Here is a 26,001-nt window from a genome sequence, read left to right as displayed (position 1 = left end):
TACGCGGGGTGAGGTGACGCCGCGTTCGCCGCTAGACCGAAGACAGCACGGCGGAAAGGCGCGACCATTCGGTCCCGTCGCCGGGCAAGCCGAGACGCAGCCATCCCGGCTTCTGGCGGAAGACCCGCGACCAGATCAGCCCACGCGCAAGTCTCTCCTGCGCAGCCAGCGCGTTGCCGGTCTCATAGAGACGGAACAACGGCGTGCCGCCGAGCAGCGTCCAGCCCAGCGAGTGCGCCGCCGTATCGAGCCTGGCACAGTCGTCCGCCAGCCGCCCGATCGTCGCAATTGCCCAGCCGCGATCGAGCAAGGCGCGCCGCCCGATCGCAATCGCCGGACCCGAGACCGCCCATGGTCCTGCCATTGCCGCAAGCACTGCGATATCCGGCTCGCTGCCGATGGCGAAGCCGAGCCGCAAGCCGGCAAGTCCGTAGAACTTTCCGAACGAGCGCAGGATCAGGAGGCCTGGCTGCCCTGCTTCTGGCGCAAGCGAGATGCCGGGTACGGCGTCCGCAAAACTCTCGTCAATCACGAGCCGGCCAACGCGTGGCAACAGCGCAAGCAATTCGTCCCGATCATGTTGTCGACCATCCGGATTGTTCGGATTGACCACGACGGCAAGATCAGCTCCCGCAAGCGCGCCGAGCTCGGACACCTCATCGACGTCCCAACCGGCGGCCGACAACATCCCGGCGTACTCATTGTAGGTCGGCGCGAGAATCCGCGCTCGCCCGCGCGGCACCAGATGCGGCAGCAACTGAATGGCGGCCTGCGCACCGCCCATCGCCACGATCGGCGCTTCGGTTCGGTAGGCCTGCCGTGCGGCGTTGTGCAGCGACTCGATCTCGGATCGCGACGGCAACGCGCGCCACTGCCGCGGCTCGACATCCGCGTCAGGATACGGCACCCGATTGATCCCGGTCGACAGATCGATCCAGTCGTCCGCGGCGCCGCCGAAGCGCTGCTGGGCGACATCGAGATTCCCGCCGTGCTCACGCATGCGCCGCTCCTTCACGCCAGCGCCAGGGCCACGAACGCCGCGGCCAGCAGCATCATGGCGTAACGATAGAGTTTCAGCCCGGTGAGGATATCAGCGGCAGCCGGATCGCGCGCGCCGTCGTTGAGCCAGGGCTCATCGGCAATGTGACCATGATAGATGCGGGGCCCGCTGAGCCGCACGCCGAGCGCGCCCGCCATCGCCGCTTCCGGCCATCCGGCGTTCGGCGAGCGATGGCGCCGCGCATCGCGCAGCATGCACGACCAGGCCTGCGAACGATGCGGGGCAAGCAGCACGAACAAGAGGCCGCTCAGCCGCGCCGGAATCAGATTGGCGAGATCGTCGATCCGGGCGGCGGCCCAGCCGAAGGCCTCGTGCCGCTCGGTGCGATGGCCGATCATCGAGTCCAGCGTATTGATCGCCTTGTAGCCGAGGATTCCCGGCAGGCCGAACAGCGCGCCCCAGAACACCGGCGCCACGATGCCGTCGGAGGCATTCTCGGCAAGGCTCTCGATGGTCGCACGCGCGATGCCGGCGTCGTCGAGCGTTGCCGGATCACGGCCGACGATCTGTGCGACCGCCGCACGCGCAGCCGCGATATCACAGGACGCAAGCGGATGAGCCACCGCCGCGACATGATCATGCAGTGAGCGCAAGGCAACCAGCGGCCAGGCCAGCACACCGACCAGGACGACGCGAACCCATCCGGATGGGAGCAGAGACTGCACGGCCCAACCGAGCGCCGTCGCCAGCGCGATCACCAGGATGGCGGCCGCGACACCTGCGATGCGCCGAAACGCCGGCGGATCGGCGGCCCGGTTCCAGGCAGTATCGACGAGATGGATCAGCCGGCCGAGCCAGGTCACGGGATGGCCGATGCGGGCAAACAGCCAAGTCGGCCAGCCGATCAAGGCGTCCACAGCCATCGCCACCGCCATCGCTCCCGCAAAACCCACGCACCTCTCCTCACCGCGATCCCCCTGATGCGCAAGACGCCGGCCGAGTGCAAGCCCTCCGCGGCGGATTTCGGCTTTGTGTTTTGCCGCGATTGGTGGTTAGAGCGTTTTCGAGGCGAAGCGGATACCGGTTCGCAACGGGAGACCATATGGCCGTCATTCTGATCACCGGCGGAGCCCGGTCCGGAAAAAGCCGCCGCGCCGAATTGCGCGCGCGCAGCTTTCCAGGTCAGCCGGTCTATGTCGCGACCGCCGAGGCGCTCGACGCGGAGATGGATGAGCGTATCGCCAAGCATCGCGCACGCCGCGGCAGCGACTGGATCGAACGCGAGGTGCCGCTCGACCTCGTCGACGCGCTGGCCGAGACCGACGGGGGCGGCGCAAGGCTGGTCGATTGCCTGACGTTGTGGCTGTCCAACCTGCTGCATGCGGAGCGCGACTGGTCGCGAGAAGTCGCGCGGCTGGCGGACGCGTTGTCGCGCCAGCGCAGCCCGGTCATCATGGTCACCAACGAGGTTGGCCTCGGCATCGTGCCCGATAACGCGCTGGCGCGGAGCTTCCGCGACGCCGCAGGTCTCATGAACCAGAGCATTGCCGGCGCGGCGGACGAGGTCGAGTTCGTCGTTGCGGGCCTGCCGATGAAGCTGAAATGAGCAACACGATCGATCCCGGCAAAGGCCCCGCGACGGTCGCATTCGACGATGCGTTTCGCCGCCAACTGCACGAACTGTTCGTGTGGCGGCGCGACGTGCGCCGTTTCCGGACCGATCCACTGCCTGACGGTACGATCGAGCGGCTGATCGAGATCGCCTGCCTGTCGCCTTCGGTCGGGTTGAGCCAGCCTTGGCGGTTCGTCATTGTCGACGATGCGGCGCGGCGCCGCGCTGTCATCGAGGACTTCAAGACCTGTAACGCCGACGCGCTGCGATCCTATTCCGGCGAGCGTGCAGCAAAATATGCCGCATTGAAACTATCCGGCCTCGAAGAGGCGCCCGGCCATCTCGCCGTGTTCGCCGAGAAGAGCGACCAGATCGGCTCGGGTCTCGGGCGCGCGACGATGCCGGAGACGACAGAATATTCGGTGGTCGCCGCGATCTGCGCGATGTGGCTCGCCGCGCGTGCGGAAGGCATCGGGCTCGGTTGGGTCTCGATCCTCAATCCAGGCCGCGTTCAAGAGATCCTCGAGATACCCGATACGTGGAAATTCATCGGCTACCTCTGCATCGGCTACCCCCAGGTGGAATGCGACCGCCCGGAGCTCGAGCAAGCCAAGTGGGAATCGCGGCGAGGTCCGGATGAATTCACCATCCGGCGCTGAGCAATCCCCGACCGGCAGCGACGCCGAGAACGGCGCTGCCCACTGGCGTGCCGACATCGCCTCGCTCGTTTTTCCGCTCCGGGAGCACAACGCCATCTGCGCAGTGCATCGGGGCGCGTTTCGGACGTTACTCGGCGCCGACCCGACGCCGGAAGGCTGCATCGGTTATTTCGTACGGTTCGAAGACGCGTTCAGGGCCGCAGCAAGTGCCAAGATCCTGCGCAAGCGCATCCCTGTTGGAACAAATCTGCATCTTACCAGTCGCGACATCGCTCGAAAGCTGCTAGAAGCCGACCAAATCGAATGTGGAGAACAACCATGAGCCAGTCCCAGTCCGCGCAAGCCCAGGTCGCGCAAGCTGAAGTGACGCATCTGCCGGTCGCCGCCCGGCAGGTCGGACGGCTTGCCCAGTCCCTGATGGCGATGACGCTCGGCCTGTTCATCGTTGGCGTGGTCGGCTTCTCGCACATCGACGTGATCCACAATGCCGCGCACGACGTGCGCCATTCCAACGCGTTCCCCTGCCACTGATCCCCTCGGCATGAGCACGTTTCGCTCGATCGTCTTCTCCTCGGTCATTGCCGGATTCATCGTTGGCCTGATCGTCACCGCAGTCCAGCAGTTCGGCACCGTCCCGCTGATCCTCAAGGCTGAGGTCTACGAGAAGGCGGCCGAGCACAAGCACGAAGCCGGCGCGCAACCGCAGGTCGTCCTCGTCCATGATCATGCGGATCATGACCATGGCGCCGGGGCGTGGGAGCCGCGTGACGGGCTGGAGCGCAACCTCTATACCGCGGGCGCGAACATCCTGACTGCGATCGGCTTTGCCCTCCTGCTGTGCGGCTTCTTCTCGATTCGCAGCGGCGCGACCGGCGAGCCGATCTCGTGGCACGAAGGCCTGATGTGGGGCCTCGCAGGGTTTGCCGTTTTCACCATTGCGCCGGGCCTTGGGCTACCGCCTGAACTGCCGGGCGTCCCCGCCGCACCACTGCTCTCGCGTCAGATCTGGTGGACCACAGCGGTGCTGGCAACATCGGCCGGACTCGGGCTGATCGTGTTCCGGCGCTCGATGCCGGCCGCGATCGCCGGCGTTGTCTTGATCATGCTGCCGCATCTGATCGGCGCGCCCGAGCTGGAGCATGTCGCGACCAATGTGCCCTCGTCATTGTCGCATCAGTTCGTCGTCGCGGTCACGCTGACGAGCCTGGTGTTCTGGTCGCTGCTGGGCGGCCTGACCAGCGCCGCGTTCGCCTATTTCGACCGGCCGGCATCCGCGTAACGCCGCTGCCTGACAGCGTGGCCGCTCAGCTCGCCTGCCTGAGCGGCTTGCCGGCCCGCAACTCCCTGTCCTGCACCAAGACCTTCTCCGCGTAGAGCTGGTCGATCTCCTGCCCGGACAGCCCGAGTTCGCCCAGGATCTCCTCATTGTGTTCGCCGAGCAGGTCGGCCCTCAGCCAGGTACGCTGCGGCCATTCCGAGAAGCGCATCGGCGCGCCTGGAATCGCAAACTCTCCGATCCGAGGATCGCTGACTTGGCGGACCGTGCCGCGCTCGATCAGATGCGGCTGGGCCATGGCGTCATTTAGGGTCAGCACCGGCGCGCAGGGAATCCGCTCCTGCTCCAACGCCGCGATCGCCGCATCGCGTGATGGAAAAGTCTTGAGCCAGGCTTCGACGATCTCCCCGACCAGCACCCTGTTGTCGGCCCGGGCGCGCGCGGACTCGAACCGCGGATCCTTCTCGAGCTCCGGCCGCCCCAGCGCACGGACCATTTGCGGCCATTGATGCGCCAGTGCGCAGATCACGAGAAACTCACCCCGGCCACAATCGAACACGCCGACCGGGCCGCCATTCGGGTGCAGCGAGCCTTCCCGCTGCGGCACGAAGCTGTCCCCGCGTAGCGAGACCTTCGGCACATTTGCCTCATGCATGTGAAAGTAGGTGTCCAGCAGCGTCGATTCGATGAACTGGCCCTCTCCGGTCCGCTCGCGGTGCAGCAGCGCAAAGCCGACGGCCATCGCTGCGGCAACGCCGGTCGAGGCGTCTCCGATCGCGACCGGCACCTGCGCCGGCTTCCCATCGGGTTCACCGATCACGCCCGTGATGCCGGCGAAGGCCTGGGCGATGTAGTCGAAGCCCGGCTTGTCGCTCAGGGGACCGGTCTGTCCCGCGAACGAGATCGAGCACATGATCAGCCGCGGATTGATTTTCCTGAGCGTCTCGTAACCAAGTCCGGCGCGCTCCATCACACCGGGCGTAAAGTTCTCCACCAGAACGTCAGCCTTGGCGGCGAGCCGGGTCAGGATCTGGCGGCTCTTCTCATGCTTGAAGTCGAGCGCCAGGCTGCGTTTCGAATGGTTCTGCTGGAAGAAATACGTGCTCTGCGACGTGTTCTTGTGCGTGGGATCGCGCGGTTTCAGGCCCTGGAAGCGCGATCGGTCCCCAAATGGCGCGAGCTCGATCTTGATGACGTCAGCGCCGGCTTCGGCCAGCAGACGCGTGCAGGTCGGGCCTGCGACGAACTGGGTGATATCGAGCACGCGATACCCGGTCAGCATTTTCGGAGGCAAGGTCATCTCAATTGTCCAGTTGTTGTGATTGAAGAGCACTGGCGGAGGCGTCTCCGCTCGCCCGCCTCGTTCCGAACAGATTGCTGCGGGCCTGCGCGTCGAGCGTCTTGCGCACCGCACGCCGGCCGACCGCGAGCCCCTTCTGGAGCTGCGGTCGCGCGCGCAGCTCAGTGAACCAGCGCTTGACATGCGGAAAGTCATCGAGCGTGAGGCCTTGCGCCTTGTGGGTCATCACCCAGGGAAAGCAGGCGATGTCCGCGATCGAATAGTTGTCGTCAGCGACACAGGTGCTTTCGCCGAACCGATCGTTGAGCACGCCGTAGAGACGGTGCGCCTCGTTGCCGTAGCGCTCAACCGCATAGGGAATCTTGTCCGGCGCATAGAGCGAGAAGTGCCCGTTCTGACCCAGCATCGGCCCGAGCGCGCTCATCTGCCACATCAGCCATTGCTGCACGCGGCTGCGGCCATGCAGATCGCGTGGAAAGAACCGGCCGGTCTTTTCCGCGAGGTACAGCAGGATCGCTCCGGACTCGAAGATCGTCAGCGGCCCGCCTCCGCCGGGCGGATCCCTGTCGACCATGACAGGGATGCGCCCATTGGGATTGAGCTTGCGGAATTCGGGCCTGAACTGGTCGCCGCGCGTGATGTTGACGGGCACGACGGTATACGGCAGCCCGCATTCCTCGAGCATGATCGAGATCTTCCAGCCATTCGGCGTCGGTGCGAAGTGAAGATCGATCATCGGAGCCTCCGGCACGGCTCAGGCCAGTTGCTTTTCGCGCGACAGCGACAGTCCGGCCTCCTGCAGCCGCCGCTCGAGCATCGGCACCCGGTCGTTGCCCCAGAACTGCTCGCCACGAAAGACGCAGATCGGCACGCCGAAGATGTGATCCCCCTGGCTCTCCTGCTGCGCCTCCTCATATTCGCGCCGGCCGTCGCCCTCGAAATAGCTGCGGAATTCAGCGCCGGACATGCCGAGCGACTCGATGAAGCGCTCCACCGCGTCGACCTCGTCGACCGCGAGCTCGCGGCGGAAGAACAGCTCGTAGACCAGCCGGCTGTACTCGATCAGACGTCCCTGCTTTTCCGCGAACAGCCCGCCGATCAGCGCCGGCGCGGTATCGAAGATTTTCAGCGGGCCGCGGATGATCTTCTTGTCGCCGCGCTCGTTCGCGCTCCGCCGCGCATCCATGTAGGAATACTTGACCTTGTATTCCGAATAGACGCTGCGCTGGCCGGAACCCTTGATCCGGAGCTGGAACGGCCGCCACTGCACCTTGATGTCGAACTTCTTCTCCAGCTCGAACACCGGATCGAATGCCAGCCAGGCATAGGGGCTCTTGTAGTCCGAATACATCTTGAGAACTTCGCGGGACATTGTCTCTCCTTTGTCGATTGTCATTGCGATTGAGCGACGAGCGGGCACTGGCTCTCCGACAGCGGCTGCGCCGCCTCGGAGGCCGGAATGACCTTCTCGATGGTGTAGTAATCCCAGGGCTTCCTGACCTCGCCGGAGGCCTTGATGCTCGCCATGTAGAACGGATGCATCAGCCAGCCATCGGCGCGCACAAAACCGTTCTCGACATACATGTCGTTGACCGGCAGTTTTCGGATCTCGTCGGCGACCTTCAGACCATCGAGCGTCCTGGCGGCAGCGACGGCCTGGAGATAATGCAGCGTTCCCGAGTAAACCGCGGCCTGGTCCATGGTCGGCATCGCGTGATGCTGCACGAAGAAGCGCTCCGACCAGGCGCGCGTCTTGTCGGTGCGGTCCCAGTAGAACGGGGTTGCGAAGGTCAGGCCCTGCACATTGGCAATGCCGAGTGCGTGCACATTGGTGATGTAGGTCAGCGGCACCACGATGTGCTGGCCGCCTTCGGCGACGCCGAACTCCTTGGCCTGCTTCAGGGCGTTGGTGGTGTCCTCGGCCGCGGAGATCAGCCAGATCACCTTGGCCTTTGACGCCACCGCCTGCAGCAGGAACGAGCTGAAGTCAGGATTGTTCTGCGGGAAGCGCACCGAGCCGAGCACCTTGCCCCCGGCCGCCTTGATCGCACCCGCCGCCGCATCCTCCATCGCCTTGCCGAAGGAATAGTCGGCCGAAAGAAAGAAGAACGTATCGAGCCCGCGCTCGATCAGCGGCTTCGGCAGCGGCGCCGAAATCGCGTAGGCGTTGAGCGACCATGAGAAAGCCGTCGCCGCGCAGGCCTGCTGCGTGATTGCCGGGCTTCCGGTCACGCCGTGGATGACGATCTTGTTGCGCGTCCGTGCCAGCTCCTGCACGGCGAGCGCCACGGCGGATTGCGCGACATCGACGACGACGTCGGCTCCGCCATTGTCGAACCAGTTGCGGGCGATCGCCGCGCCGACATCGGCTTTCGCCTGATGATCGCCGGAGATCACCTCGATCGGACGGTCCAGCACCCTGCCGCCGAAATCCTCGACCGCCATCCTGGCGGCGAGCACCGAGCCCGGCCCCATGATGTCGCGGTACATCCCCGACATGTCGGTCAGCACGCCGATCCTGACCGGCTGCACATCCGCCGCCCGGATCGGCGTCGGCATCGCGCCGGCGGCGAGCAACGCGATCGCCGCAGCTGTGATTGTTCGTTTCCTCGCCATGACTATCCTCGACGCTCCCGCTTGGGACGGCATGCATGTGCCGGCCTTCTTTGCTTTCAGATGATCCGCCTCGACGTCAGATCGTCGATCCGTTGCCCCGTGAGGCCGAGCAGACCGCCATAGATCTCCTGATTGTTCTGACCGAGCGTCGGCGCCGGCGCGGTATATCCCTTGTGCGTCCGTCCCATCTTGATCGGGAACCCGGCGCCGATGACGCGCTGCTCGAGCGGCTCGGTCGGATGCACGACCGGCTGCAGCATGTCGCGCGCGCGGAGATGCTCCCAGGCGAGGATGTCGTCGATGTCGCGGATCTGGCTCGCGGCGACATCGCCGCGATTGAGCGCCTCGATCGCCTCGAGCGTGGTGCGGCCCAGCGTCCATTCGCTGACGATCGCATCGACGATGGTGTTGTTGGCGACGCGCCAGCCGGTGTTCATGAACTTCGCGTCCGCGGCGAGGTCGAGCCGGTCCATCACTCCCAGCAGCGCCAGCCAGTCCTCATTCGTGGCGGCACCGAGCGCGATCGCGCCGTCGCGCGTGGCATAGGTGTTGAAGGGCGAGAACCGCATGATGCGATTGCCCTGCCGTGGCGCCATCCCCATCTGCTCGTAGCAATCCAAGGGCTCGTCGAGCACCAGCGACAGCAGGCAGTCGGCCATCGCGACGTCGACGAACTGGCCTCGTCCCGACATGCGCTGCTCGGTCAGCGCAGCGAGGATGCCGGAGACCGCGAAGGCGCCGGTGATGCCGTCGGCGAGCGCGGTGCCGGCCTTGCTTGGGTTGCCGTCAGGCGCACCGGTGATCGACATCAGACCGGACGCCGCCTGGATCATCAGATCGTAGGCCTTGAGACGCCGGTCCGCGCCGGTCGAGCCGTAGCCGGTCAACGCGCAATGCACGATCGCGGGGTTGACCTGGCGGTTTGCCTCGTAGTCGATCCCGAGCCGCTCGGCCGCGCCGGGACGCAGGTTCTCGACCAGGATGTCCGACTTGCGCAGCAGCGCATGGAACAGCTCCATGCCCTCAGGCGAACGCATGTTCAGTGTGATCGACTTCTTGTCGCGGCAGCGCTTCAGATAGGCGAGGCCAAGATCGCTGTCATGCTTGCGGTCGAGCGAGACGCCGTCTCTGCCGAGGAACGGCGGCCCGGTCATGCTGGGATCGCCCTGCTCCGGGGTATCGATGCGAATGACCTCGGCGCCGAAGCCCGCCAGCATCAAGGTCGCAAACGGACCTGAATAAAATCTCGTCAGATCGAGAACGCGGACACCGTGCAGCGCGCCTTGCCTCGTCATCGTCGGGCTCGCCGTCATCCGCAATTTCCCTTCCCGCTTGCTGCCCTGTCGTTGTCTTCATCGTTGACGCGGCGGGCATATAGGTCAAATATTTTCCGATCCGGATTATTGATGCGAAAATGGAATGAATGATGCGCGAGCGACGCCCACGCCGGTTCGAGGTCAGCCTCAAACATCTTCGCGCGGCCAACTCGGTCGCGGTGTATGGCAGCTTCACCGCGGCCGCCGCCGACCTCGGCATTACGCAGTCGGCGGTGAGCCGCCTGGTGCTTCAGCTCGAACGGCAGCTCGGCGTCTCGCTGTTCCTCAGATCGACGCGCAACGTCATCCTGACCGCACCGGGCCGCGAATTCACGGCATCGACGCAGCGCCTGCTCGCCGATCTCGGTGCCCAGGTCGACAATGCCCGCGCGCTCGGCGAGCAAATCAAGGGACGCCTGATCATCTCCTGCCTGTTGTCACTCACACATCACGTGGTGCCGGAGGCGGTGCTGAAATACAGGAAGGCGCATCCCGGTGTCGAAATCCACCTGCGCGAGGGCCTCGGCAGCGAGGTCTATGAGGATGTCCGCAGCGGCCTCGCCGACTTCGGCGTCGGCAACGTCACCGCGCTCGGCCGGGAGGTCGTCAGCGACGACGCGGTGCAGGAGTCCTGCTTCGCGATCCTGCCCTCGCGCCATCCGCTGCGAAACAAGGCGACGCTGAGCCTCCGCGAGCTGCGCAACGAAACCTTTGTCTCGCTTCCGACCGGCTCCGGCCTGCGCAAGCAGATCGACAGCGTCGCGACCGCGAGCGGCATCGTGCTCAATCACAGCACCATCGTCGAGCAGTTCGGCACGCTCTACGACTTCGTCGCAGCCAATGTCGGCATCTCGATCGTTCCCGCCTCGGCGGTGCCGCCGCGCGCCCCGCGCGGCGTGATCGTCAAGCGGCTGGTCTCGCCGCCGCTGGTTCGCAAGATCGGGATCCTGCGGTTGAAGAACCGCCCGCTGACGCCGGCCGCGACCGGATTTCTGGATATCTTCCGGCCGCTGTTCCTGAGTGCGTCACGGAGATAACCCAAGACTCCCAAGAATCGTTTGAGATTCACGGCGGAGCCTGATTAGGTTCGGCGATGCCGTCTGCTGCACGCCACATCTGGCGCGCTTGACGGCGGCAATGCCGAACCGACAGGGCCGACCACCGATGACCAAAGCGCGACGGACACGACCGACGATTCGTGACGTCGCGGCCGAGGCCGGTGTCTCCGTCTCTAGCGTCAGCCGAACGCTCAATGGCGGCATCTATACCAGCGCCGAGCTGCATGCCCGCATCATGCGCGCGGTGAAGCGCCTCGGGTTCGAGCCCGACCAGGCGGCACAGGCGCTGCGCTCGCGGGCGTCGAATACAATCGGCTGCATGGTGGCCGATTTCTCCAATCCGCACTACACCGGCATGGTGAGCGCGGCGGAGGAGGAGTTCCAGCGCGCCGGATTCCTGCTGATGCTGGCAGCGACCAAGCACGAGGAGGCGCGTGAGGCGGCGTTCCTGTCGGCGGTGCGGCGGCGCCAGATGGACGGATTGCTGCTGTTCGCCGGCGACAATTCGCACAAGGATTTCATGAAGGGACTGGCGACGCTCGACCTGCCGTGCGTCACCGTCGACCGCGAGGTGCCCGATAGCGTCATGGTTCGCGTCGATCACCGCGGCGGCGCGCTGGAGGCGACGCGCTACCTGATCGGCCTCGGCCATCGCCGGATCGCGTTGCTCACCGGCAGCGCCGCGGTGTTGCCGAGCACGGAGCGGCTTGCGGGCTACCGGCAGGCGCATCAGGAAGCCAAGATCGAGGTCGATCCCAGCCTGATCCGCCCGCACATGCAGGGCGCCAACACTGCCTTCAGCTCGGTGTGCCAGTTGCTGCAATCGACAAAACCGCCGACCGCGATCATCTCGCTCGGCACCAGCATGCTGGCCGAGGTGCTGGAGGCGATCACCAGCAACGGCCTGCGCTATCCGCAGGACGTATCGATCGTGTGCAGCGGCGACACCGACCTCGCCCGCCATGCGACGCCGGCGATCTCGGCCTTGAGCTGGGACATGAACGAGGTCGGCCGCACCGCTGCGCGGCTGTTGCTGGAACAGATCCGCGAGCCCGACAAGGCCGGCAGCGGCGCCCCCGTGTTCCTGCCGACGCGGCTCATCCTGCGCCATTCCTGCGCCGCACCGGCGACACCCGCGCGCGGACGGAAGTAGCGCCGCGCCGATCAGTCAGCCTGCGGCGCGGCCGCGTATTGCGCGTCGGAGACGTGCTCCATCCAGGTCGCGTAGTCGCCGTCGAGCGCTTCGTGAATCGCGATATGGCTCATCCCCGTGGTTGGCGCCGCGCCGTGCCAATGCTTCTCGCCCGGCGGAATCCACACCACATCGCCCGATCGGATCAGGCGGATCGGGCCGTCCCAGCTCTGCACATATCCGACCCCGGCGGTGACGTAGAGCGTCTGGCCGAGCGGATGGGTGTGCCACGCCGTACGCGCCCCCGGCTCGAACGTGACGCGTGCGGCCTGCACCCGGGCCGGCGCGGGCGCATTGACGATCGCGTCCGCCCATACCGTGCCGCTGAACCAGTCGGCGCTGCCGCGCCGGCTTGCGATCGATCCTGCGCGCTTGATGTCCATCTGCGATCCTCTCAATCCATCCGAACTGGAAACGGTTCCAGCAATTCGTCGTTGCGGGCTATCGCCCCTCTCGATGACGGAGCGAAACCGCAGTCGCACCACTCTCAGCGGAGTACAAACCCTTCATACCCGCGCTGCGCGATCTGCGCGATGCGGTGGCGGTAACCCTGGCCGACATAGGGCATGAACACCCGCGGCTTGCCCGCGATGTTGGCGCCCTGGTACCAGGAATTGGCCTTCGGATAGAGCGTGCGGCTGGCGGCGTCGGCGACATGCGCCATCCAGGCGCGCTCGGCGTCACGTTCCGGCTCGATCCGCGTCAATCCGTTGGCGCGCATGCTGCCGAGACAGGCAGCGATCCACTCGACATGATTCTCACAAGCATGGATCACATTGCCGATGACAGAGGGACTACCCGGCCCGGTCACGACGAACAGGTTCGGAAAGCCCGACACCATCAGGCCGAGATAGGCGCTGGGGCCGTCGGCCCAGGCCTCCTTCAACGTCGCGCCGTCCCGCCCCCGGATCTGCATCGCGGCAAGCGCCCCGGTCATCGCGTCATAGCCCGTTGCCAGCACCAGCGCGTCGAGCGCGAACGACCGCGTCGCGGTCTCGACGCCTGTCTCGGTGACGGACTCTAGCGGCTCCATGCGCAAATCGACCAGCTCGACATGCGGCAGATTGTAGGTCGCGAAGTAACCGGTATCGATGCAGATGCGCTTGACGCCGAGCGGATAATCCTTTGGCGACAGCGCCTCCGCCGTCGCCCGGTCATTCACGATGCTGCGGATCTTGTCGCGCACGAAATCGCAGGCGACGTCGTTGACGGCCTCGTCGGTCAGGATGTTCGGGAACGCGGTCAGGATGCCGCCGCCGCCCTGCTCCCAAAGCTGTTCATAGCGCGCCCACTGCACGTCCCGCTCGGGCACCGGTGCCTCGAAGGCATTGGCAGGGACCCGCCCGAACTCCGGCGTCTCGAGGCTTTCGCGATACTTCGCGATCACGGGCTCGGCGGCGGCGATGTCGGCATCGGACAGCGGCGCATTGCGCGCCGGCACCGAGTAGTTCGGCGTGCGCTGGAATACGGTCAGGCGGCTCGCAGCCTTTGCGACCATCGGGATCGTCTGCACACCCGAGGAGCCGGTGCCGATCACGGCAACGCGCAAGCCGGAAAAGTCGACCTCCTGATGCGGCCACTGCCCGGTGTGATAGATCGGTCCGCGAAAACGCTCGAGGCCCGCGAGCTTCGGCTTGTTGGGGACCGAGAGATTGCCGGTCGCCATCACGCAAGTCGATGCGACGATGCAATCGCCGCGATCGGTGCGCAGCGTCCAGCTCTCGCCGGCCTCGTCCCAGTCGGCGCTCGTCACGCGGGTGTCGAAGCGGATCAGCGAGCGCAGACCGAACCGGTCGGCGACGCGCTGCGCGTAGCGCAGGATCTCCGGCTGGGCGGCGTATTTCTCGCTCCAGCGCCATTCCTGCCGCAGCTCCTCCGACCAGCTATAGGAATAGAACAGGCTCGGTATGTCGCAGCGCGCGCCCGGATAGCGATTCCAGTACCAGGTGCCGCCGACGTCGGACGCCGCCTCGATGCCGATCACCTTGAGCCCGAGCTCGCGCAACCGGTAGATCGCATACAGCCCGCCGAAGCCGGCACCGACCACGACCGCATCGCATTCGGCGACCAGCGGCGGCCTCGCGCCATGGTCGGGGCTCGTCTGCTCCAGTCTGCTCATTTGTCACATCTCTCCGGCCGCAGGAATATTGCCATCGGTGGGAACGCGCGCTAGTCTGGAAACGTTTCCAGACAGGAAGCGCATACGATAATTGTCGCCGGGCGTCAACGCGCCGGCCCCGACAAGGGCAGCCGCGGGTACGTCACAAGGCGAGCAGCGGATCATCAGGGAGTAACTGAGGGATGTTGGACGGATTTTGTCTTCGCGCGTGCCTGGCGGCCGCGGTAACGATCGGCGCGCTGTCACCGGCGCTCGCGCAGAAAAATTACGGCCCCGGGGTCTCGGATACCGAGATCAAGATCGGCAACATCATGCCCTATAGCGGTCCTGCCTCCGCCTACGGCGCGATCGGCCGGACCGAAGCGGCCTATTTCAAGATGATCAACGACCAGGGTGGCATCAACGGACGCAAGATCAACTTCATCAGCTATGACGACGGCTTCTCGCCTCCGAAATCGGTCGAGCAGGCGCGCAAGCTGGTCGAAGGCGACGAGGTGCTGCTGGTGTTCCAGCCGCTCGGCACCGCGCCCAATGTCGCGATCCAGAAATATCTCAACGGCAAGAAGGTCCCTCACCTCTTCATCGCATCGGGCGCGACGCGCTTCGGCGATCCGCAAGGCTTTCCCTGGACGATGGGCTGGCAGCCGAACTACCAGAGCGAAGGACGGATCTACGCCAGGTACATTCTCGACAAATTCCCGAACGGCAAGATCGCGGTGCTCTGGCAGAACGACGATGCCGGCAAGGATGCGCTCAAGGGGCTGCGCGACGGCCTCGGCGACAAGGCGAGCAGCATGATCGTCGCCGACAAGTCCTACGAGCTGACTGATCCGACGCTGGATTCGCAGATCGTGGCGCTGCGCGCCTCGGGCGCCGACATCCTGTTCACCTGGGCGGCGCCGAAGGGCGCGGCGCAGACCATCAAGAAGGTCGCCGAGCTCGGCTGGAAGCCGACCTTCTTCCTGACCTCGACGGCGACGTCAGTCGCCTCTGTCATGCGCGCCGCCGGCATCGAGCATTCCCAGGGCATCATCTCGGTCGCCTACCTCAAGGATCCGACCGACACGATCTGGAACGACGATGCCGAAACCAGGGAATGGCGGGCGTTCATGGACAAGTACATGCCCGACGGCGACAAGACCAACGGCAATCACGTCTATGGCTACGCCGCCGCGCAAACGCTCGCGCAGGTGCTCAAGCAGTGCGGCGACGATCTCACACGCGAGAACGTGATGAAGCAGGCCGCCGGCCTGAAGGACTTCGCGCCGAAGATGATCCTGCCCGGGATCAAGATCAACACCGGCGCGAACGACTTCCGTCCGATCGAGCAGTCCCAGCTGATGCGGTTCGAGGGCGAGAGCTGGAAGCTGTTCGGCAACATCATCACCGGCGAGGTCGGCAGCGAATAGTGCCCTGCGCGCTCTGCTCAATGAGATGGTGGGACGAGGCGCAAAGCTGAGGCAATTCGCGTCGCGAGAGCGCGCAAGTATGACTCACAGGCCCTACAACAAATTCGGTGTCGTCCCGGCCTTGAGCCGGGACCCATAACCACGAATGCGGATTGGCTTGCAGGGCTGGAGCCACGGCTCATTTCAACAACATGGTCCTGTGGTTATGGGTCCCTGCTTTCGCAGGGACGACTCCGAAACAGTCGAATCAGAACTCGCACATCTCCGCCCTACCCGGCCGGCGTCAGGATCGCCTGCTGTGCCGCGTGCCAGCTCTCCTCGTCGGGCGCGCAGAGCAGGCCGCCGGTCAGATTGACCGGCTTGTAGGGCGATCCGTCGAAATGTGCGCTGTAGCCGCCGGCCTCGTGATGCAACAGCCAGCCCGCGGCATGGTCCCACGGCATCAGCTTGTTGTAGAACAAGAGGTGGCAATGGCCGGATGCCGCCATGCGGTATTCATGCGCGGCACATCTGAGCCAGGCGCTGGCGCCCAGCCTGGAGAGATTGCCGGCGACAGTTGTCCGCAACGGCTCGGGCAGGAAGTTGACGCCGACCACCGCGTCCATCTGCTTGACCGGCACGGCCGGGGCCACCTTCAGATCATGCCGCCTGCCATCGGGCATCTCGAGCCAGGCGCCCTCGCCGCGCAGCGCGAACGCGGTGTCGATGCTGACCGGATCATGGATCGCGCCGAATACGATCTCGCCGCGCATGGTAGCGGCCACCATGGAGCCGAACAGCGGCAGGCTCGAGGTGAAATTCCTCGTACCGTCGATCGGATCGATGATGAAGGCGAGCTCCGCTGTGCCGAGCAAATCGAGCGCGGCCGGATCGCGCGCTGTGCCCTCCTCGCCGATCACGACCGCGTTCGGAAACGCCCGGAGCAGCGCCGCCGAGATCGCCTGCTCGGCAAGTTCATCGGCCTCGGTCACCACGTCGAATGCCGACGTCTTGGTCCGGACCTCGATCTCCCGGACGCGGCGAAACCGCGGCATGATCTCGGTACGGCCGACTTCGGCGAGGATGTTTCCGATAATCTGCGCATCGGCATGGGACAGTTTCACGTGGCATTCTCCTGCGTTGCACCGCCATCCTATCGCAGGATCATGCCTGCGCGGCAATCACCGGCGCTGGTTGTAGACATCGATGCAGACGGCGCCGAGCAGGACGAGGCCCTTGATCACTTGCTGATAGTCGATGCCGATGCCGAGGATCGACATGCCGTTGTTCATCACGCCCATGATCATGGCGCCGACCACCGCGCCGCCGACCCGGCCGACGCCGCCATAGGCCGAGGCGCCGCCGATGAAGCAGGCGGCGATCACGTCGAGCTCGAAGCCGAGGCCGGCCTTCGGCGTCGCGGTGTTGAGCCGGGCAGCGAACACCAGCCCGGCAAGCGCCGCCAGCACACCCATGTTGACGAAGGTGAAGAAGGTCAGCCGCTCGGTCTTGACGCCCGACAGCTTCGCGGCCTTGGCGTTGCCGCCGACGGCATAGATCTGCCGGCCGATCACGGTCCGCCGCGTGACAAACCCGTACAGTGCGATCAGCACCGTCATGATGACGAGTACGTTGGGCAGGCCGCGATGCGAGGCGATCAGATAGGTGAAGTAAAGCACCGCGCCCGCCAGCGCGATGCTCTTGGCGATGAAGAACGCGTAGGGCTCGACCTCGATGCCGTGCGACTGCTCGCGCGCCCGGCTCCTGGCGCTCGCCAGCACCAGCGCGAACGCCAGCACGACGCCGATCAGGAGCGACGTCGGATACAGCGTGCCGGCGCTCGGAAACAGCTCGGGGATGAAGCCCGACGACAGCTTCTGGAAGGTCGGCGGAAACGGCCCGACCGAGCGGCCCTGCAGCACCGCGAGCGCAAGGCCCTTGAACACCAGCATGCCCGCCAGCGTTACGATGAAGGACGGGATCTTGAAATAGGCGACCCAGTAGCCCTGCGCCGCGCCGATCGCGGCACCGACCAGCAGACAGACGATGAAGGCGGTCGGGTAGTCGACATGGTAGGTCACCATCAGCACCGCCGCGACCGCGCCGACGAAGCCCGCGACCGAGCCGACCGAAAGGTCGATATGCCCGGTGACGATCACCAGCAGCATGCCGAGCGCCATGATCACGATGTAGCTGTTCTGCAGCACGAGGTTGGTGAGATTGACCGGCTGCAGCAGCGTGCCGTCGGTCACGATCTCGAAGAACAGCATGATCGCGAGCAGCGACAGCAGCATGCCGTAATTGCGCAGATTGTTCTTGATGAAGCCGGAATGCTTGGGGGTCTCGGGAAGTGACACTGTCTTGTCGGTCATTGTGCTCTGCCTCCCGCCCGCGCCTCACTGGCAGGGGCACCGCTTCCGGACATCCTGACATTGCGCATGATGGCGCGCATGATCTTCTCCTGCGTCGCCTCGCCCTTGGCGAACTCGCCGACGAAGGCGCCGTCATTCATCACACAGATCCGGTCACAGATGCCGAGCAGTTCCGGCATTTCCGACGAGATCACCACGACGCCCTTGCCGGCCTCCGCGAGCTCGTTGATGATACAATAAATCTCGTATTTTGCCCCGACGTCGATGCCGCGGGTCGGCTCGTCCAGCAGCAGCACCTGCGGATCAGTCATCAGCCATTTCGACAGCACCACCTTCTGCTGGTTGCCGCCGGAGAGTTGTCCGGCCTCCTGATAGACGTCGGAACAGCGGATCCGCATCCGGTTGCGATAATCGCTCGCGGCCTTCAGCTCGACGACATCGTCGATCACGCCGCGATCAGCTACCTGGCGCAGGCTCGCCAGCGTGACGTTCTTGCGGACGTCGTCGGCGAGGATCAATCCGAGCTGCTTGCGGTCCTCGGTGACATAAGCGAGGCCGGCATGGATCGCGGCCGGCACGCTGGCAAGGTTGGCCTCACGTCCGTCAAGGCTGATCGTGCCGGAGATATTGTAGCCCCAGGCCCGGCCGAACAGGCTCATTGCGAACTCGGTGCGGCCAGCGCCCATCAGGCCGGCGATGCCGACCACCTCGCCGCGGCGCACCCTGAAATCGACATTCTTGATCACCTGCCGGGCGGTGTGCAGCGGGTGATAGACCGACCAGTTCTCCACCGTCATCACGGGCTCGCCGATCGCAACGTTTCGCTCCGGGAAGCGATGCGCGAGATCGCGGTTGACCATGCTGCGGATGATGCGGTCCTCGTCGACCTGCTCGGTCCGGCAATCGATGCTGTCGACGGTGCGGCCGTCGCGCAGCACCGTGATCCGGTCGGCGACGCGCGCGACCTCGTTCAGCTTGTGCGAGATCAGGATCGAGGCGATGCCCTGCTCGCGGAATACCAGCAGCCGGTCCAGCAGCGCGGCACTGTCGGCCTCGTTGAGGCTCGCGGTCGGCTCGTCCAGGATCAGGAGGCGCACCTTCTTCGACAGCGCCTTGGCGATCTCGACCAGTTGCTGCTTGCCGACGCCGAGATCGGTGACCAGGGTGTCCGGCGATTCCCGCAGGCCGACCTGCGCCAGCAGCTCTGCCGTCCGCCGGTACACCGCATTGCGGTCGACCACGCCGAACCGCGACGGCGCGCGCGACAGAAAGATATTCTCGGCGATCGACATCAGCGGGATCAGCGCCAGCTCCTGGTGGATGATGATGATCCCGAGCGCCTCGGAGTCGTTGATGTCGCGGAACCGGCGCTCCTCGCCGTCGAACAGGATCGACCCTTCATAGCTGCCGGCGGGATAGACCCCGCTCAGCACCTTCATCAGGGTCGACTTGCCCGCGCCATTCTCGCCGACCAGCGCATGGATCTGCCCGGCCTCCACGGTGAAACTGACGTCGCGCAACGCCTGCACGCCGGCAAAGCTCTTGCTGACGTTACGCATCTCAAGCATCGCCGTCATCGGATCACATCCCGCAACGTCACTCGGCCTCGGCGCGATCAGCCCTACTCGCCTGCCCTAGTCGAATTGCGAGCGCTTGTAGTAGCCGCTGTCAATCAGGACTTTCTCCCAATTGGTCTTATCCACCACGACCGGCTTGAGCAGATAGGACGGAACCACCTTGACCCCGTTGTTGTAGGTCTTCGTGTCGTTGACGGTGACCTCCTTCTTGCTCAGCACTGCATCGACCATGTCCGCTGTGACCTTGGCGAGATCGCGGGTGTCCTTGAAGATGGTCGAGTATTGCTCGCCGCGCAGCATTGCCTTGATCGAGGGCACCTCGGCGTCCTGGCCGCTGATGAACGGCATCGGCTGGTCCTTGCTGCCGTAGCCGACACCCTTCAGCGAGGAGATGATGCCGATCGACAGGCCGTCATAGGGCGACAACACCGCATCGACGCGCTTCTTGCCGTAGAAGGCGCTGAGCAGATTGTCCATCCGCGCCTGCGCGGTGGCGCCGTCCCAGCGCAAGGTCGCAACCTTGCCCATGCCCGTCTGGCCGCTGGCGACGACGAGCTTGCCGCTGTCGATATAGGGCTTCAGCACCGACATCGCGCCGTCGTAGAAGAAATAAGCGTTGTTGTCGTCCGGCGAGCCGCCGAACAGCTCGATGTTGAAGGGCCCCTTGCCGTCCTTCAGCCCGAGCGCATTCACGAGCGACCCTGCCTGCAGCACGCCGACCTGGAAATTGTCGAAGGTCGCGTAATAGTCGACGTTCGGCGTGTCCCGGATCAGGCGGTCATAGGCGATCACCGTGATGCCCTGGGCCTTGGCCTGCTTCAACGCATCGGACAGCGTGGTGCCGTCGATCGCCGCGATGACCAGGACCTTGGCGCCCTTGGTCACCATGTTCTCGACCTGGGAGAGCTGGTTCGGGATGTCGTCGTCGGCATATTGCAGGTCGGTGCCGTAACCGCGTTCCTTCAGTACCTTGACGATGTTGTTGCCGTCGTCGATCCAGCGCGCCGAGGATTTGGTCGGCATCGCGATTCCAACGGTCGGCTTGGCCTGGGCCATCGCGTCGCGGTCGGACACCGTCGCAGCAACGCCGGCCAGCGCGAGCGCGAACAAGGCGGTCTTCAATTTGAACATGCTTCACTCCCTTGGTTTTTTGAGTTGGGGTACCGTTGCCGCGGACAGCGTCAATCGATGGCTATCATCCGTGGGCCGGCCGCAGATCCACGGCAATGTCGGATCGGCGCCGGGGCCGTCACGAACCGAAATTGCGGAATGTCGATTGAACCCGTCAACAGCGCCAATGCTCACTCCGCACGATCAGTCGATCCTGCAATGCCGGGTTCATCCGCGAGTGATGTGGGGCGACGAACGAGGCGCAGGAATGATGTGGAGGATCATGAAGCGCCTGTCTCTCGGAATCGTTGGCGAGCGCTGGCCTCCGCCAGGACTTCTGGCGGTGCGGCACTTTGCTTCCGGCAACCTTTGGTGGACCTTGTCCCCACCGTATGGATGCAAGCGCCAACTGGTCATTTATTTAAGTATCCGAATAAATTGACCGGAGAGCGGCGGATCATAGGACGTTATCTCCCGAAATTGTTGGCAAGCCCCATAGGCCGCTGGGATGCGGTAGGGCTTCCTGCAACCTTTGGTGAGATTGTGCCTCTACTGTGCGATGGACGCAAGTACCATTTATTTCACTGCATGAATAAATTAATCAAGCCGCCGCGCGACTACGGCAGCGGCCTTCAGGCGCCGATCTCGGAGAGATCGTCAACAACCAGCAGGGCTCCGGCGAAATCGTCGTCGCTGAAATAGGTGCTGCGGGTGATGACCACGGGGATGCCGGCCTGCCCGGCCGCGGCAAGGCCGTTGCCGGAATCCTCGACCGCGATGCAATCCGCCGGTCCGAGCCCGAGCCGCGCCAGGACCTCGAGATAGACGTCTGGGGCCGGCTTCTTCCGCGGCACGTCGTCGCCGGCAACGATCGCCTCGAACAGATCGGCCCACTCGAGCCCGAGCGCGACCGACAACAACGCCTCGATATTGCCATGCGACGTCGTCGTGGCGATCGCCAGGCGCTGGCCGCGGCTGCGGGCGCCGGCGAGCCAGGCCCTCACGCCCGGCCGCAACGGGCAGCCGCCTGCCGCGATCAGCGCGGCGTAGCGCGCGGTTTTGATCGCGTGCAGGTCGGCAATGTCAGCGAATGTCAGCGACGGAACCGCGTTGCGTTGGTCGAAGGCGCGGATGCGCTCCTTGCCGCCGGCGACCCGAAGTAGCCGCGTGTAGGTGACCTGGTCCCAGAACCAATCGAAGCCGGCCTCGGCGAACGCCTCATTGAAGGCGCGGCGATGTACCTCCTCGGTCTCGGCAAGCGTGCCGTCGATATCGAAGATCAAGGCGCGCGCGCCCGCAATGATGTCACGCATTCCTGCGGTCCGGATCGCTGCGAGCGCCTGGTTCATCATCCCTCGCCCGCCGCGCCAGTTCCCTTCGCGAACACGCGGCTGGCAAGCACGTCGCCGGCCTCGATCGCCATCACATCGTCGGCGGTGAGCGTGCGGTCGAGCTTGGCCACGATCCGGTTGGCCTGGCGCAGCCGGATGCGGTCGAGCGCGTTGCGGATCGAGCGCGCATTGGAAAACAGCGGCTGTTCCTTGCGGATGCCGATGTACCGGGTGAAGGCCTCGCGCGCTTCCGGCGAGAAACGATAATTCTGCTGCTGCAGCATCAGCTCGGCGATCCAGAGCAGCTCGCCGTCGGAATAGTCGGGGAAGTCGATGTGATGGGCGATGCGGGAGCGGAACCCCGGATTGCTCTGGAAGAACTTCTCCATGCGGTCGCCATAGCCGGCCAGGATCACCACCAGATCCTCGCGCTGCGCTTCCATGATCTGCAACAGGATCTCGATCGCCTCCTGGCCGTAGTCGCGCTCGTTCTCGGGGCGGTAGAGGTAGTAGGCCTCGTCGATGAACAGCACGCCGCCCATCGCCTTCTTCAGTATTTCCTTCGTCTTCGGCGCGGTGTGGCCGATGTATTGCCCAACCAGATCATCGCGCGTGACGCTGATGACATGGCCGCGGCGCACGAAGCCGAGCTTGTGCAGGATCCCGGCCATCCGCAGCGCGACCGTGGTCTTGCCGGTGCCGGGATTGCCGGTGAACGACATGTGCAGGGTCGGAAACGTCGTCGCCAGCGCCATCTTCTGCCTGATGCGTTCGACCAGCAGCAGCGAAGCGATCTCCCGGATACGGGTCTTCACGGGCTTGAGGCCGATCAGTTCGGAATCGAGTTGATCGAGCACGTCGCCGATGCCGAGATCGGCAAACTCGTGCCTGAGGTCGATGGTCTCGGGCGGCGTCTCGCGGATTTGTTCTTGCGCTTGGGTCATCATCCTCTCGCTTCGAGAAAAGCTCCGTCGCCGCGGCGGCGACGACGGAGAAGTGCATCCGGACCAGACGGTCGAGGGAGCAACCCGCCTGGCTTTTCAGCCGGACGCGGTCAACGATCGGTGTAGCGTTCGCCCTCGGGGCGGCTCGCCGCATAGGAATGCGTCGCGTAATGCAGGTTACGTCCGGCAGCCTCCTGGCGGTCGAGCCGGAAGCCGGGTTCCTCGCGCGGCCGGTTGACGATGAAGGACAGCCGCACCGACTCCCAGCCGTGGCCGGAATCGAAGCCGGAGATCCGGATGTAGCGGTCGCCATAGACCCGCCGGCAATCGGCGAGCTCCTTCATGATCCCTGCCGCATCGCGCAGGTCGAACATCGGCAGGCCCCACATGTCCCAATAGGTGTTGCGCGGATGCGGATCGTCGGTGAACTCGATGTTCACCGCCCAGCCCTTGTCGAGGCAGTATTGCACCTGCGCGGCGATCTGCTCATCGGTGAGATCGGGCAGGAATGAGAAACAACCTTGGGTCACGCGCATAAGAGACTCCTGTCAAACCGCCATGCTCGGCGTGGGAACGAAATCGGGGGCGTCAGTCGACTCGTAGTTGAAGGTGACGTCCTTCCAGACGTCGAGCGCCTCGCGCAGAGGCGTGCAGGTCTGCGCCGCCTTCGCCAGGATCTCCGGCCCTTCATGGACGTAGTCGCGCCCCTCGTTGCGGGCGAGGATCATCGCTTCCAGCGCGACGCGGTTGGCGGTGGCGCCGGCCTGGATGCCGCGGGGATGGCCGATCGTGCCGCCGCCGAACTGCAGCACGACGTCCTCGCCGAGCAGGTCGAGCAGCTGGTGCATCTGGCCGGCATGAATGCCGCCGGAGGCCACCGGCATCAGCTTGTTGAGGCTTGCCCAGTTCTGGTCGAAGAACACGCCGTGCTCGAGCTGCATCGGGTTGAAGTCCTCGCGGCAGATGTCGTAGTAGCCGCGCGTGGTGTTGGGATCGCCCTCGAGCTTGCCGACCACCGTGCCGGCATGGATGTGGTCGACACCGGCGAGCCGCATCCATTTCGCGATCACGCGGAACGAGACGCCATGGCTGCGCTGCCGGGTGTAGGTCGAATGGCCCGCCCGATGCAGATGCAGGATCATGTTGTTCCTGCGTGCCCACTTCGCCATCGACTGGATCGCGGTGTAGCCGATCACGAGGTCGATCATGACGATGTTGGAGCCGAGCTCGTGGGCGAACTCGGCGCGCTCGTACATGTCCTCCATGGTCGCCGCGGTGACGTTGAGATAGGTGCCCTTGATCTCGCCGGTCGCGGCCTGCGCGCGGTTGACCGCCTCCATGCAGTACAAGAAGCGCTCGCGCCAGTGCATGAAGGGCTGCGAGTTGATGTTCTCGTCGTCCTTGGTGAAGTCGAGCCCGCCTTTCAGCGCCTCATAGACAACGCGGCCATAGTTGCGGCCGGACAGGCCGAGCTTCGGCTTCACGGTGGCGCCGAGCAAGGGACGGCCGAACTTGTCGAGCCGCTCGCGCTCCACCACGATGCCGGTCGCCGGGCCCTGGAACGTCTTCACGTAGGCGGTTGGCAGCCGCATGTCCTCGAGGCGCAGCGCCTTCAGCGGCTTGAAGCCGAACACGTTGCCGATGATCGAGGCGGTCAGGTTCGAGATCGAGCCCGGCTCGAACAGGTCGAGATCATAGGCGATATAGGCGAAGTAGCTGCCCGGCGAATTTGGCACCGGATCGACGCGATAGCACTTTGCCCGGTATTTCTCCGCGGCGGTCAGCCGGTCGGTCCACACCACGGTCCAGGTCGCGGTCGAGGATTCGCCTGCCACCGCCGCGCAGGCTTCGGTCGGATCGACGCCGTCCTGCGGCGTGACGCGGAATAGGGCAATGACGTCGGTGTCCTTGGGCTCGTAGTTCGGCTCCCAATAGCCCATCCGCTTGTATTCCATCACGCCGGACTTGTAGCGATCCTTGCCGCGCACCGTGATCGACTGCTGTATGTTCATCTCAATCTCCTGTCGTCGTTCGTCGTCGCCGTCTGCTCAGGCGGCCTGGGTGATCTTTCCAATCTGCGGATCGAGCGCGCCGGCGCGGTAGCGTCGGGCCATCTCCGGCAGTGCAACCACCTTGATCCGGGCGGCATTGCCGGCCGTGCCGAACTGCTCGAAGCGGTCACGGCAGAGTTCGCGCAGCGCATCCATCGCCGGCTTGAGGAACTTGCGCGGATCGAACTCGCTCTTCGACTGTACCGCGACCTTGCGGAAGGCGGCCGCCATCGCCAGGCGACAGTCGGTGTCGATGTTGACCTTGCGCACGCCGTGCTTGATGCCGCGGACGATCTCTTCGACCGGCACGCCCCAGGTCTGCGGCATCTCGCCGCCGAACTGGTTGAACATGTCCTGCAGCGGCTGCGGCACCGAGGACGAGCCGTGCATCACCAGATGCGTGTTGGGCAGGCGCGCGTGGATCTCCTCAACCACGCGCATCGCCAGGATCTCGCCGTCGGGCCGCCGTGTGAACTTGTAGGCGCCGTGCGAGGTGCCCATCGCGATCGCGAGCGCATCGACCCTGGTGGCGCGGACGAAATCGACCGCCTGGTCCGGGTCGGTGAGCAGCTGGTCATGGCTGAGCTTGCCCTCGACGCCGTGACCGTCCTCCTGCTCGCCGCCGCCATGCTCGAGCGAGCCGAGCACGCCGAGCTCGCCTTCGACCGACGCGCCGACCCAGTGCGCCATGTCGACCACCCGCCGGGTGATATCGACATTGTAGTCGTAGTCGGCCGCGGTCTTGGCGTCGGCCTCGAGCGAACCGTCCATCATGACCGAGGTGAAGCCGTAGCGGATCGCGGTGGCGCAGGTCGCCTCCTCGTTGCCGTGATCGAGATGCAGGCAGAGCGGGATCTGCGGATACATCTCCTCCAACGCATCGATCATCTTCGCCAGCATGATGTCGTTAGCGTAGGACCGCGCGCCGCGCGAAGCCTGGATGATCACAGGCGCATCGCAGGAAGCCGCTGCCTCCATGATGGCGAGGCCCTGCTCCATATTGTTGATGTTGAAAGCCGGCACGCCGTAGCCGCGTTCGGCGGCGTGGTCCAGCAACTGCCTCAAGGTTATCCGCGCCAT

At 65.0% G+C, this 26,001-nt stretch carries 26 protein-coding genes; 8 read left to right on the top strand and 18 right to left on the bottom strand.

Features of this window, described 5'->3' with window-relative positions; all coding sequences use genetic code 11:
- Nucleotides 1–31: 31 nt before the first annotated feature.
- Both cobD and cbiB read right to left on the bottom strand, forming a co-directional pair.
- Nucleotides 32–1,000 carry a threonine-phosphate decarboxylase CobD gene (cobD, locus tag CO675_RS04760; protein WP_198964474.1) on the bottom strand — a complete coding sequence of 323 codons (969 nt, stop codon included), beginning with the start codon at nt 998–1,000 and terminating at the stop codon, nt 32–34.
- Nucleotides 1,001–1,011: 11 nt separating this feature from the next.
- On the bottom strand, nt 1,012–1,935 hold the full coding sequence (cbiB, locus tag CO675_RS04755; RefSeq protein WP_097670801.1) for an adenosylcobinamide-phosphate synthase CbiB: 924 nt from the start codon (nt 1,933–1,935) through the stop codon (nt 1,012–1,014).
- 167 nt (nt 1,936–2,102) lie between these two features.
- On the opposite strand from cbiB, the gene cobU reads away from it, so the two are divergent.
- The 5 genes from cobU to CO675_RS04730 are packed head-to-tail and all read left to right on the top strand — an operon-like array spanning nt 2,103 to nt 4,550.
- On the top strand, nt 2,103–2,606 hold the full coding sequence (gene cobU / locus CO675_RS04750; RefSeq protein ID WP_097670800.1) for a bifunctional adenosylcobinamide kinase/adenosylcobinamide-phosphate guanylyltransferase: 504 nt from the start codon (nt 2,103–2,105) through the stop codon (nt 2,604–2,606).
- Complete coding sequence (gene bluB, locus CO675_RS04745) at nt 2,603–3,271, top strand: 5,6-dimethylbenzimidazole synthase (RefSeq protein WP_097670799.1); 669 nt, start codon at nt 2,603–2,605, stop codon at nt 3,269–3,271. Before cobU ends, bluB begins: the two co-directional genes overlap by 4 nt.
- Nucleotides 3,249–3,593 (top strand): hypothetical protein, encoded by a 345-nt coding sequence (locus tag CO675_RS04740; RefSeq protein ID WP_097670798.1) that lies wholly within the window; start codon nt 3,249–3,251, stop codon nt 3,591–3,593. The genes bluB and CO675_RS04740 overlap by 23 nt, the downstream gene beginning before the upstream one ends.
- Nucleotides 3,590–3,802: a CbtB domain-containing protein gene (locus tag CO675_RS04735; protein WP_198964473.1), complete on the top strand. Its 213-nt coding sequence runs from the start codon at nt 3,590–3,592 to the stop codon at nt 3,800–3,802. The genes CO675_RS04740 and CO675_RS04735 overlap by 4 nt, the downstream gene beginning before the upstream one ends.
- A gap of 10 nt (nt 3,803–3,812) precedes the next feature.
- Nucleotides 3,813–4,550: a CbtA family protein gene (locus tag CO675_RS04730; protein ID WP_097670796.1), complete on the top strand. Its 738-nt coding sequence runs from the start codon at nt 3,813–3,815 to the stop codon at nt 4,548–4,550.
- Between the two features lie 25 nt (nt 4,551–4,575).
- On the opposite strand, the gene CO675_RS04725 is transcribed toward CO675_RS04730, so the two are convergent.
- The 5 genes from CO675_RS04725 to CO675_RS04705 are packed head-to-tail and all read right to left on the bottom strand — an operon-like array spanning nt 4,576 to nt 9,758.
- The gene (locus CO675_RS04725; RefSeq protein WP_097670795.1) at nt 4,576–5,847 is read right to left on the bottom strand and encodes a CaiB/BaiF CoA transferase family protein; all 1,272 of its coding nucleotides are present in this window, start codon (nt 5,845–5,847) and stop codon (nt 4,576–4,578) included.
- A 1-nt stretch (nt 5,848) separates the two neighbouring features.
- Nucleotides 5,849–6,583, bottom strand: coding sequence for a glutathione S-transferase N-terminal domain-containing protein (locus CO675_RS04720; RefSeq protein ID WP_097670794.1), 735 nt, complete (start codon nt 6,581–6,583; stop codon nt 5,849–5,851).
- 18 nt (nt 6,584–6,601) lie between these two features.
- Nucleotides 6,602–7,219, bottom strand: a complete 618-nt coding sequence (locus CO675_RS04715; RefSeq protein WP_158231186.1) for a DsbA family protein — start codon at nt 7,217–7,219, stop codon at nt 6,602–6,604.
- 20 nt (nt 7,220–7,239) lie between these two features.
- Complete coding sequence (locus CO675_RS04710) at nt 7,240–8,463, bottom strand: ABC transporter substrate-binding protein (protein WP_158231185.1); 1,224 nt, start codon at nt 8,461–8,463, stop codon at nt 7,240–7,242.
- 56 nt (nt 8,464–8,519) lie between these two features.
- Complete coding sequence (locus tag CO675_RS04705; RefSeq protein ID WP_158231184.1) at nt 8,520–9,758, bottom strand: CaiB/BaiF CoA transferase family protein; 1,239 nt, start codon at nt 9,756–9,758, stop codon at nt 8,520–8,522.
- A 131-nt stretch (nt 9,759–9,889) separates the two neighbouring features.
- On the opposite strand from CO675_RS04705, the gene CO675_RS04700 reads away from it, so the two are divergent.
- Both CO675_RS04700 and CO675_RS04695 read left to right on the top strand, forming a co-directional pair.
- Nucleotides 9,890–10,816 (top strand): LysR family transcriptional regulator, encoded by a 927-nt coding sequence (locus CO675_RS04700; RefSeq protein WP_158231183.1) that lies wholly within the window; start codon nt 9,890–9,892, stop codon nt 10,814–10,816.
- Nucleotides 10,817–10,943: 127 nt separating this feature from the next.
- Nucleotides 10,944–11,990: a LacI family DNA-binding transcriptional regulator gene (locus CO675_RS04695; protein ID WP_158231182.1), complete on the top strand. Its 1,047-nt coding sequence runs from the start codon at nt 10,944–10,946 to the stop codon at nt 11,988–11,990.
- 11 nt (nt 11,991–12,001) lie between these two features.
- Here CO675_RS04695 and CO675_RS04690 read toward each other — a convergent pair whose 3' ends face one another.
- Nucleotides 12,002–12,412: a (R)-mandelonitrile lyase gene (locus CO675_RS04690; protein WP_097670788.1), complete on the bottom strand. Its 411-nt coding sequence runs from the start codon at nt 12,410–12,412 to the stop codon at nt 12,002–12,004.
- 104 nt (nt 12,413–12,516) lie between these two features.
- The gene (locus CO675_RS04685; RefSeq protein ID WP_097670787.1) at nt 12,517–14,148 is read right to left on the bottom strand and encodes a flavin-containing monooxygenase; all 1,632 of its coding nucleotides are present in this window, start codon (nt 14,146–14,148) and stop codon (nt 12,517–12,519) included.
- Nucleotides 14,149–14,330: 182 nt separating this feature from the next.
- On the opposite strand from CO675_RS04685, the gene CO675_RS04680 reads away from it, so the two are divergent.
- Nucleotides 14,331–15,557 carry an ABC transporter substrate-binding protein gene (locus CO675_RS04680; protein WP_097670786.1) on the top strand — a complete coding sequence of 409 codons (1,227 nt, stop codon included), beginning with the start codon at nt 14,331–14,333 and terminating at the stop codon, nt 15,555–15,557.
- A gap of 269 nt (nt 15,558–15,826) precedes the next feature.
- Here CO675_RS04680 and CO675_RS04675 read toward each other — a convergent pair whose 3' ends face one another.
- The 9 genes from CO675_RS04675 to fba all read right to left on the bottom strand — a co-directional run bounded on the left by CO675_RS04675 (nt 15,827) and on the right by fba (nt 26,001).
- Entirely contained in the window at nt 15,827–16,660 is an 834-nt protein-coding gene (locus tag CO675_RS04675; protein WP_245452628.1) for an inositol monophosphatase family protein, read from the bottom strand.
- Nucleotides 16,661–16,717: 57 nt separating this feature from the next.
- The gene (gene mmsB, locus CO675_RS04670; protein ID WP_097670785.1) at nt 16,718–17,908 is read right to left on the bottom strand and encodes a multiple monosaccharide ABC transporter permease; all 1,191 of its coding nucleotides are present in this window, start codon (nt 17,906–17,908) and stop codon (nt 16,718–16,720) included.
- Nucleotides 17,905–19,485, bottom strand: a complete 1,581-nt coding sequence (gene mmsA, locus CO675_RS04665; protein WP_097670784.1) for a multiple monosaccharide ABC transporter ATP-binding protein — start codon at nt 19,483–19,485, stop codon at nt 17,905–17,907. The genes mmsB and mmsA overlap by 4 nt, the downstream gene beginning before the upstream one ends.
- A gap of 57 nt (nt 19,486–19,542) precedes the next feature.
- The gene (chvE, locus tag CO675_RS04660; protein ID WP_097670783.1) at nt 19,543–20,616 is read right to left on the bottom strand and encodes a multiple monosaccharide ABC transporter substrate-binding protein; all 1,074 of its coding nucleotides are present in this window, start codon (nt 20,614–20,616) and stop codon (nt 19,543–19,545) included.
- Between the two features lie 611 nt (nt 20,617–21,227).
- Nucleotides 21,228–21,908 carry an HAD family hydrolase gene (locus tag CO675_RS04655; RefSeq protein WP_502693357.1) on the bottom strand — a complete coding sequence of 227 codons (681 nt, stop codon included), beginning with the start codon at nt 21,906–21,908 and terminating at the stop codon, nt 21,228–21,230.
- A 35-nt stretch (nt 21,909–21,943) separates the two neighbouring features.
- Nucleotides 21,944–22,870: a CbbX protein gene (cbbX, locus tag CO675_RS04650; RefSeq protein WP_097670933.1), complete on the bottom strand. Its 927-nt coding sequence runs from the start codon at nt 22,868–22,870 to the stop codon at nt 21,944–21,946.
- 110 nt (nt 22,871–22,980) lie between these two features.
- A complete protein-coding gene (locus CO675_RS04645) occupies nt 22,981–23,406 on the bottom strand; it encodes a ribulose bisphosphate carboxylase small subunit (RefSeq protein WP_097670782.1) in 426 nt (141 codons plus the stop codon).
- 12 nt (nt 23,407–23,418) lie between these two features.
- Entirely contained in the window at nt 23,419–24,882 is a 1,464-nt protein-coding gene (locus CO675_RS04640; RefSeq protein WP_097670781.1) for a form I ribulose bisphosphate carboxylase large subunit, read from the bottom strand.
- Nucleotides 24,883–24,918: 36 nt separating this feature from the next.
- Nucleotides 24,919–26,001, bottom strand: coding sequence for a class II fructose-bisphosphate aldolase (fba, locus tag CO675_RS04635; protein WP_097670780.1), 1,083 nt, complete (start codon nt 25,999–26,001; stop codon nt 24,919–24,921).

This window comes from Bradyrhizobium sp. C9 (assembly GCF_002532045.1).
Taxonomy (GTDB): Bacteria; Pseudomonadota; Alphaproteobacteria; order Rhizobiales; family Xanthobacteraceae; genus Bradyrhizobium.
This window is presented reverse-complemented; position numbering and strand designations above follow the sequence as displayed.

Excerpts from the sequence above, each read along its gene's own strand:
- cobD (WP_198964474.1), bottom strand. The coding sequence starts at position 1,000 with ATGCGTGAGCACGGCGGGAATCTCGATGTCGCCCAGCAGCGCTTCGGC.
- cbiB (WP_097670801.1), bottom strand. The coding sequence starts at position 1,935 with ATGGCGGTGGCGATGGCTGTGGACGCCTTGATCGGCTGGCCGACTTGG.
- cobU (WP_097670800.1), top strand. The coding sequence starts at position 2,103 with ATGGCCGTCATTCTGATCACCGGCGGAGCCCGGTCCGGAAAAAGCCGC.
- bluB (WP_097670799.1), top strand. The coding sequence starts at position 2,603 with ATGAGCAACACGATCGATCCCGGCAAAGGCCCCGCGACGGTCGCATTC.
- CO675_RS04740 (WP_097670798.1), top strand. The coding sequence starts at position 3,249 with ATGAATTCACCATCCGGCGCTGAGCAATCCCCGACCGGCAGCGACGCC.
- CO675_RS04735 (WP_198964473.1), top strand. The coding sequence starts at position 3,590 with ATGAGCCAGTCCCAGTCCGCGCAAGCCCAGGTCGCGCAAGCTGAAGTG.
- CO675_RS04730 (WP_097670796.1), top strand. The coding sequence starts at position 3,813 with ATGAGCACGTTTCGCTCGATCGTCTTCTCCTCGGTCATTGCCGGATTC.
- CO675_RS04725 (WP_097670795.1), bottom strand. The coding sequence starts at position 5,847 with ATGACCTTGCCTCCGAAAATGCTGACCGGGTATCGCGTGCTCGATATC.
- CO675_RS04720 (WP_097670794.1), bottom strand. The coding sequence starts at position 6,583 with ATGATCGATCTTCACTTCGCACCGACGCCGAATGGCTGGAAGATCTCG.
- CO675_RS04715 (WP_158231186.1), bottom strand. The coding sequence starts at position 7,219 with ATGTCCCGCGAAGTTCTCAAGATGTATTCGGACTACAAGAGCCCCTAT.
- CO675_RS04710 (WP_158231185.1), bottom strand. The coding sequence starts at position 8,463 with ATGGCGAGGAAACGAACAATCACAGCTGCGGCGATCGCGTTGCTCGCC.
- CO675_RS04705 (WP_158231184.1), bottom strand. The coding sequence starts at position 9,758 with ATGACGAGGCAAGGCGCGCTGCACGGTGTCCGCGTTCTCGATCTGACG.
- CO675_RS04700 (WP_158231183.1), top strand. The coding sequence starts at position 9,890 with ATGCGCGAGCGACGCCCACGCCGGTTCGAGGTCAGCCTCAAACATCTT.
- CO675_RS04695 (WP_158231182.1), top strand. The coding sequence starts at position 10,944 with ATGACCAAAGCGCGACGGACACGACCGACGATTCGTGACGTCGCGGCC.
- CO675_RS04690 (WP_097670788.1), bottom strand. The coding sequence starts at position 12,412 with ATGGACATCAAGCGCGCAGGATCGATCGCAAGCCGGCGCGGCAGCGCC.
- CO675_RS04685 (WP_097670787.1), bottom strand. The coding sequence starts at position 14,148 with ATGAGCAGACTGGAGCAGACGAGCCCCGACCATGGCGCGAGGCCGCCG.
- CO675_RS04680 (WP_097670786.1), top strand. The coding sequence starts at position 14,331 with ATGTTGGACGGATTTTGTCTTCGCGCGTGCCTGGCGGCCGCGGTAACG.
- mmsB (WP_097670785.1), bottom strand. The coding sequence starts at position 17,908 with ATGACCGACAAGACAGTGTCACTTCCCGAGACCCCCAAGCATTCCGGC.
- mmsA (WP_097670784.1), bottom strand. The coding sequence starts at position 19,485 with ATGACGGCGATGCTTGAGATGCGTAACGTCAGCAAGAGCTTTGCCGGC.
- chvE (WP_097670783.1), bottom strand. The coding sequence starts at position 20,616 with ATGTTCAAATTGAAGACCGCCTTGTTCGCGCTCGCGCTGGCCGGCGTT.
- CO675_RS04655 (WP_502693357.1), bottom strand. The coding sequence starts at position 21,908 with ATGCGTGACATCATTGCGGGCGCGCGCGCCTTGATCTTCGATATCGAC.
- cbbX (WP_097670933.1), bottom strand. The coding sequence starts at position 22,870 with ATGACCCAAGCGCAAGAACAAATCCGCGAGACGCCGCCCGAGACCATC.
- CO675_RS04645 (WP_097670782.1), bottom strand. The coding sequence starts at position 23,406 with ATGCGCGTGACCCAAGGTTGTTTCTCATTCCTGCCCGATCTCACCGAT.
- CO675_RS04640 (WP_097670781.1), bottom strand. The coding sequence starts at position 24,882 with ATGAACATACAGCAGTCGATCACGGTGCGCGGCAAGGATCGCTACAAG.
- fba (WP_097670780.1), bottom strand. The coding sequence starts at position 26,001 with ATGGCGCGGATAACCTTGAGGCAGTTGCTGGACCACGCCGCCGAACGC.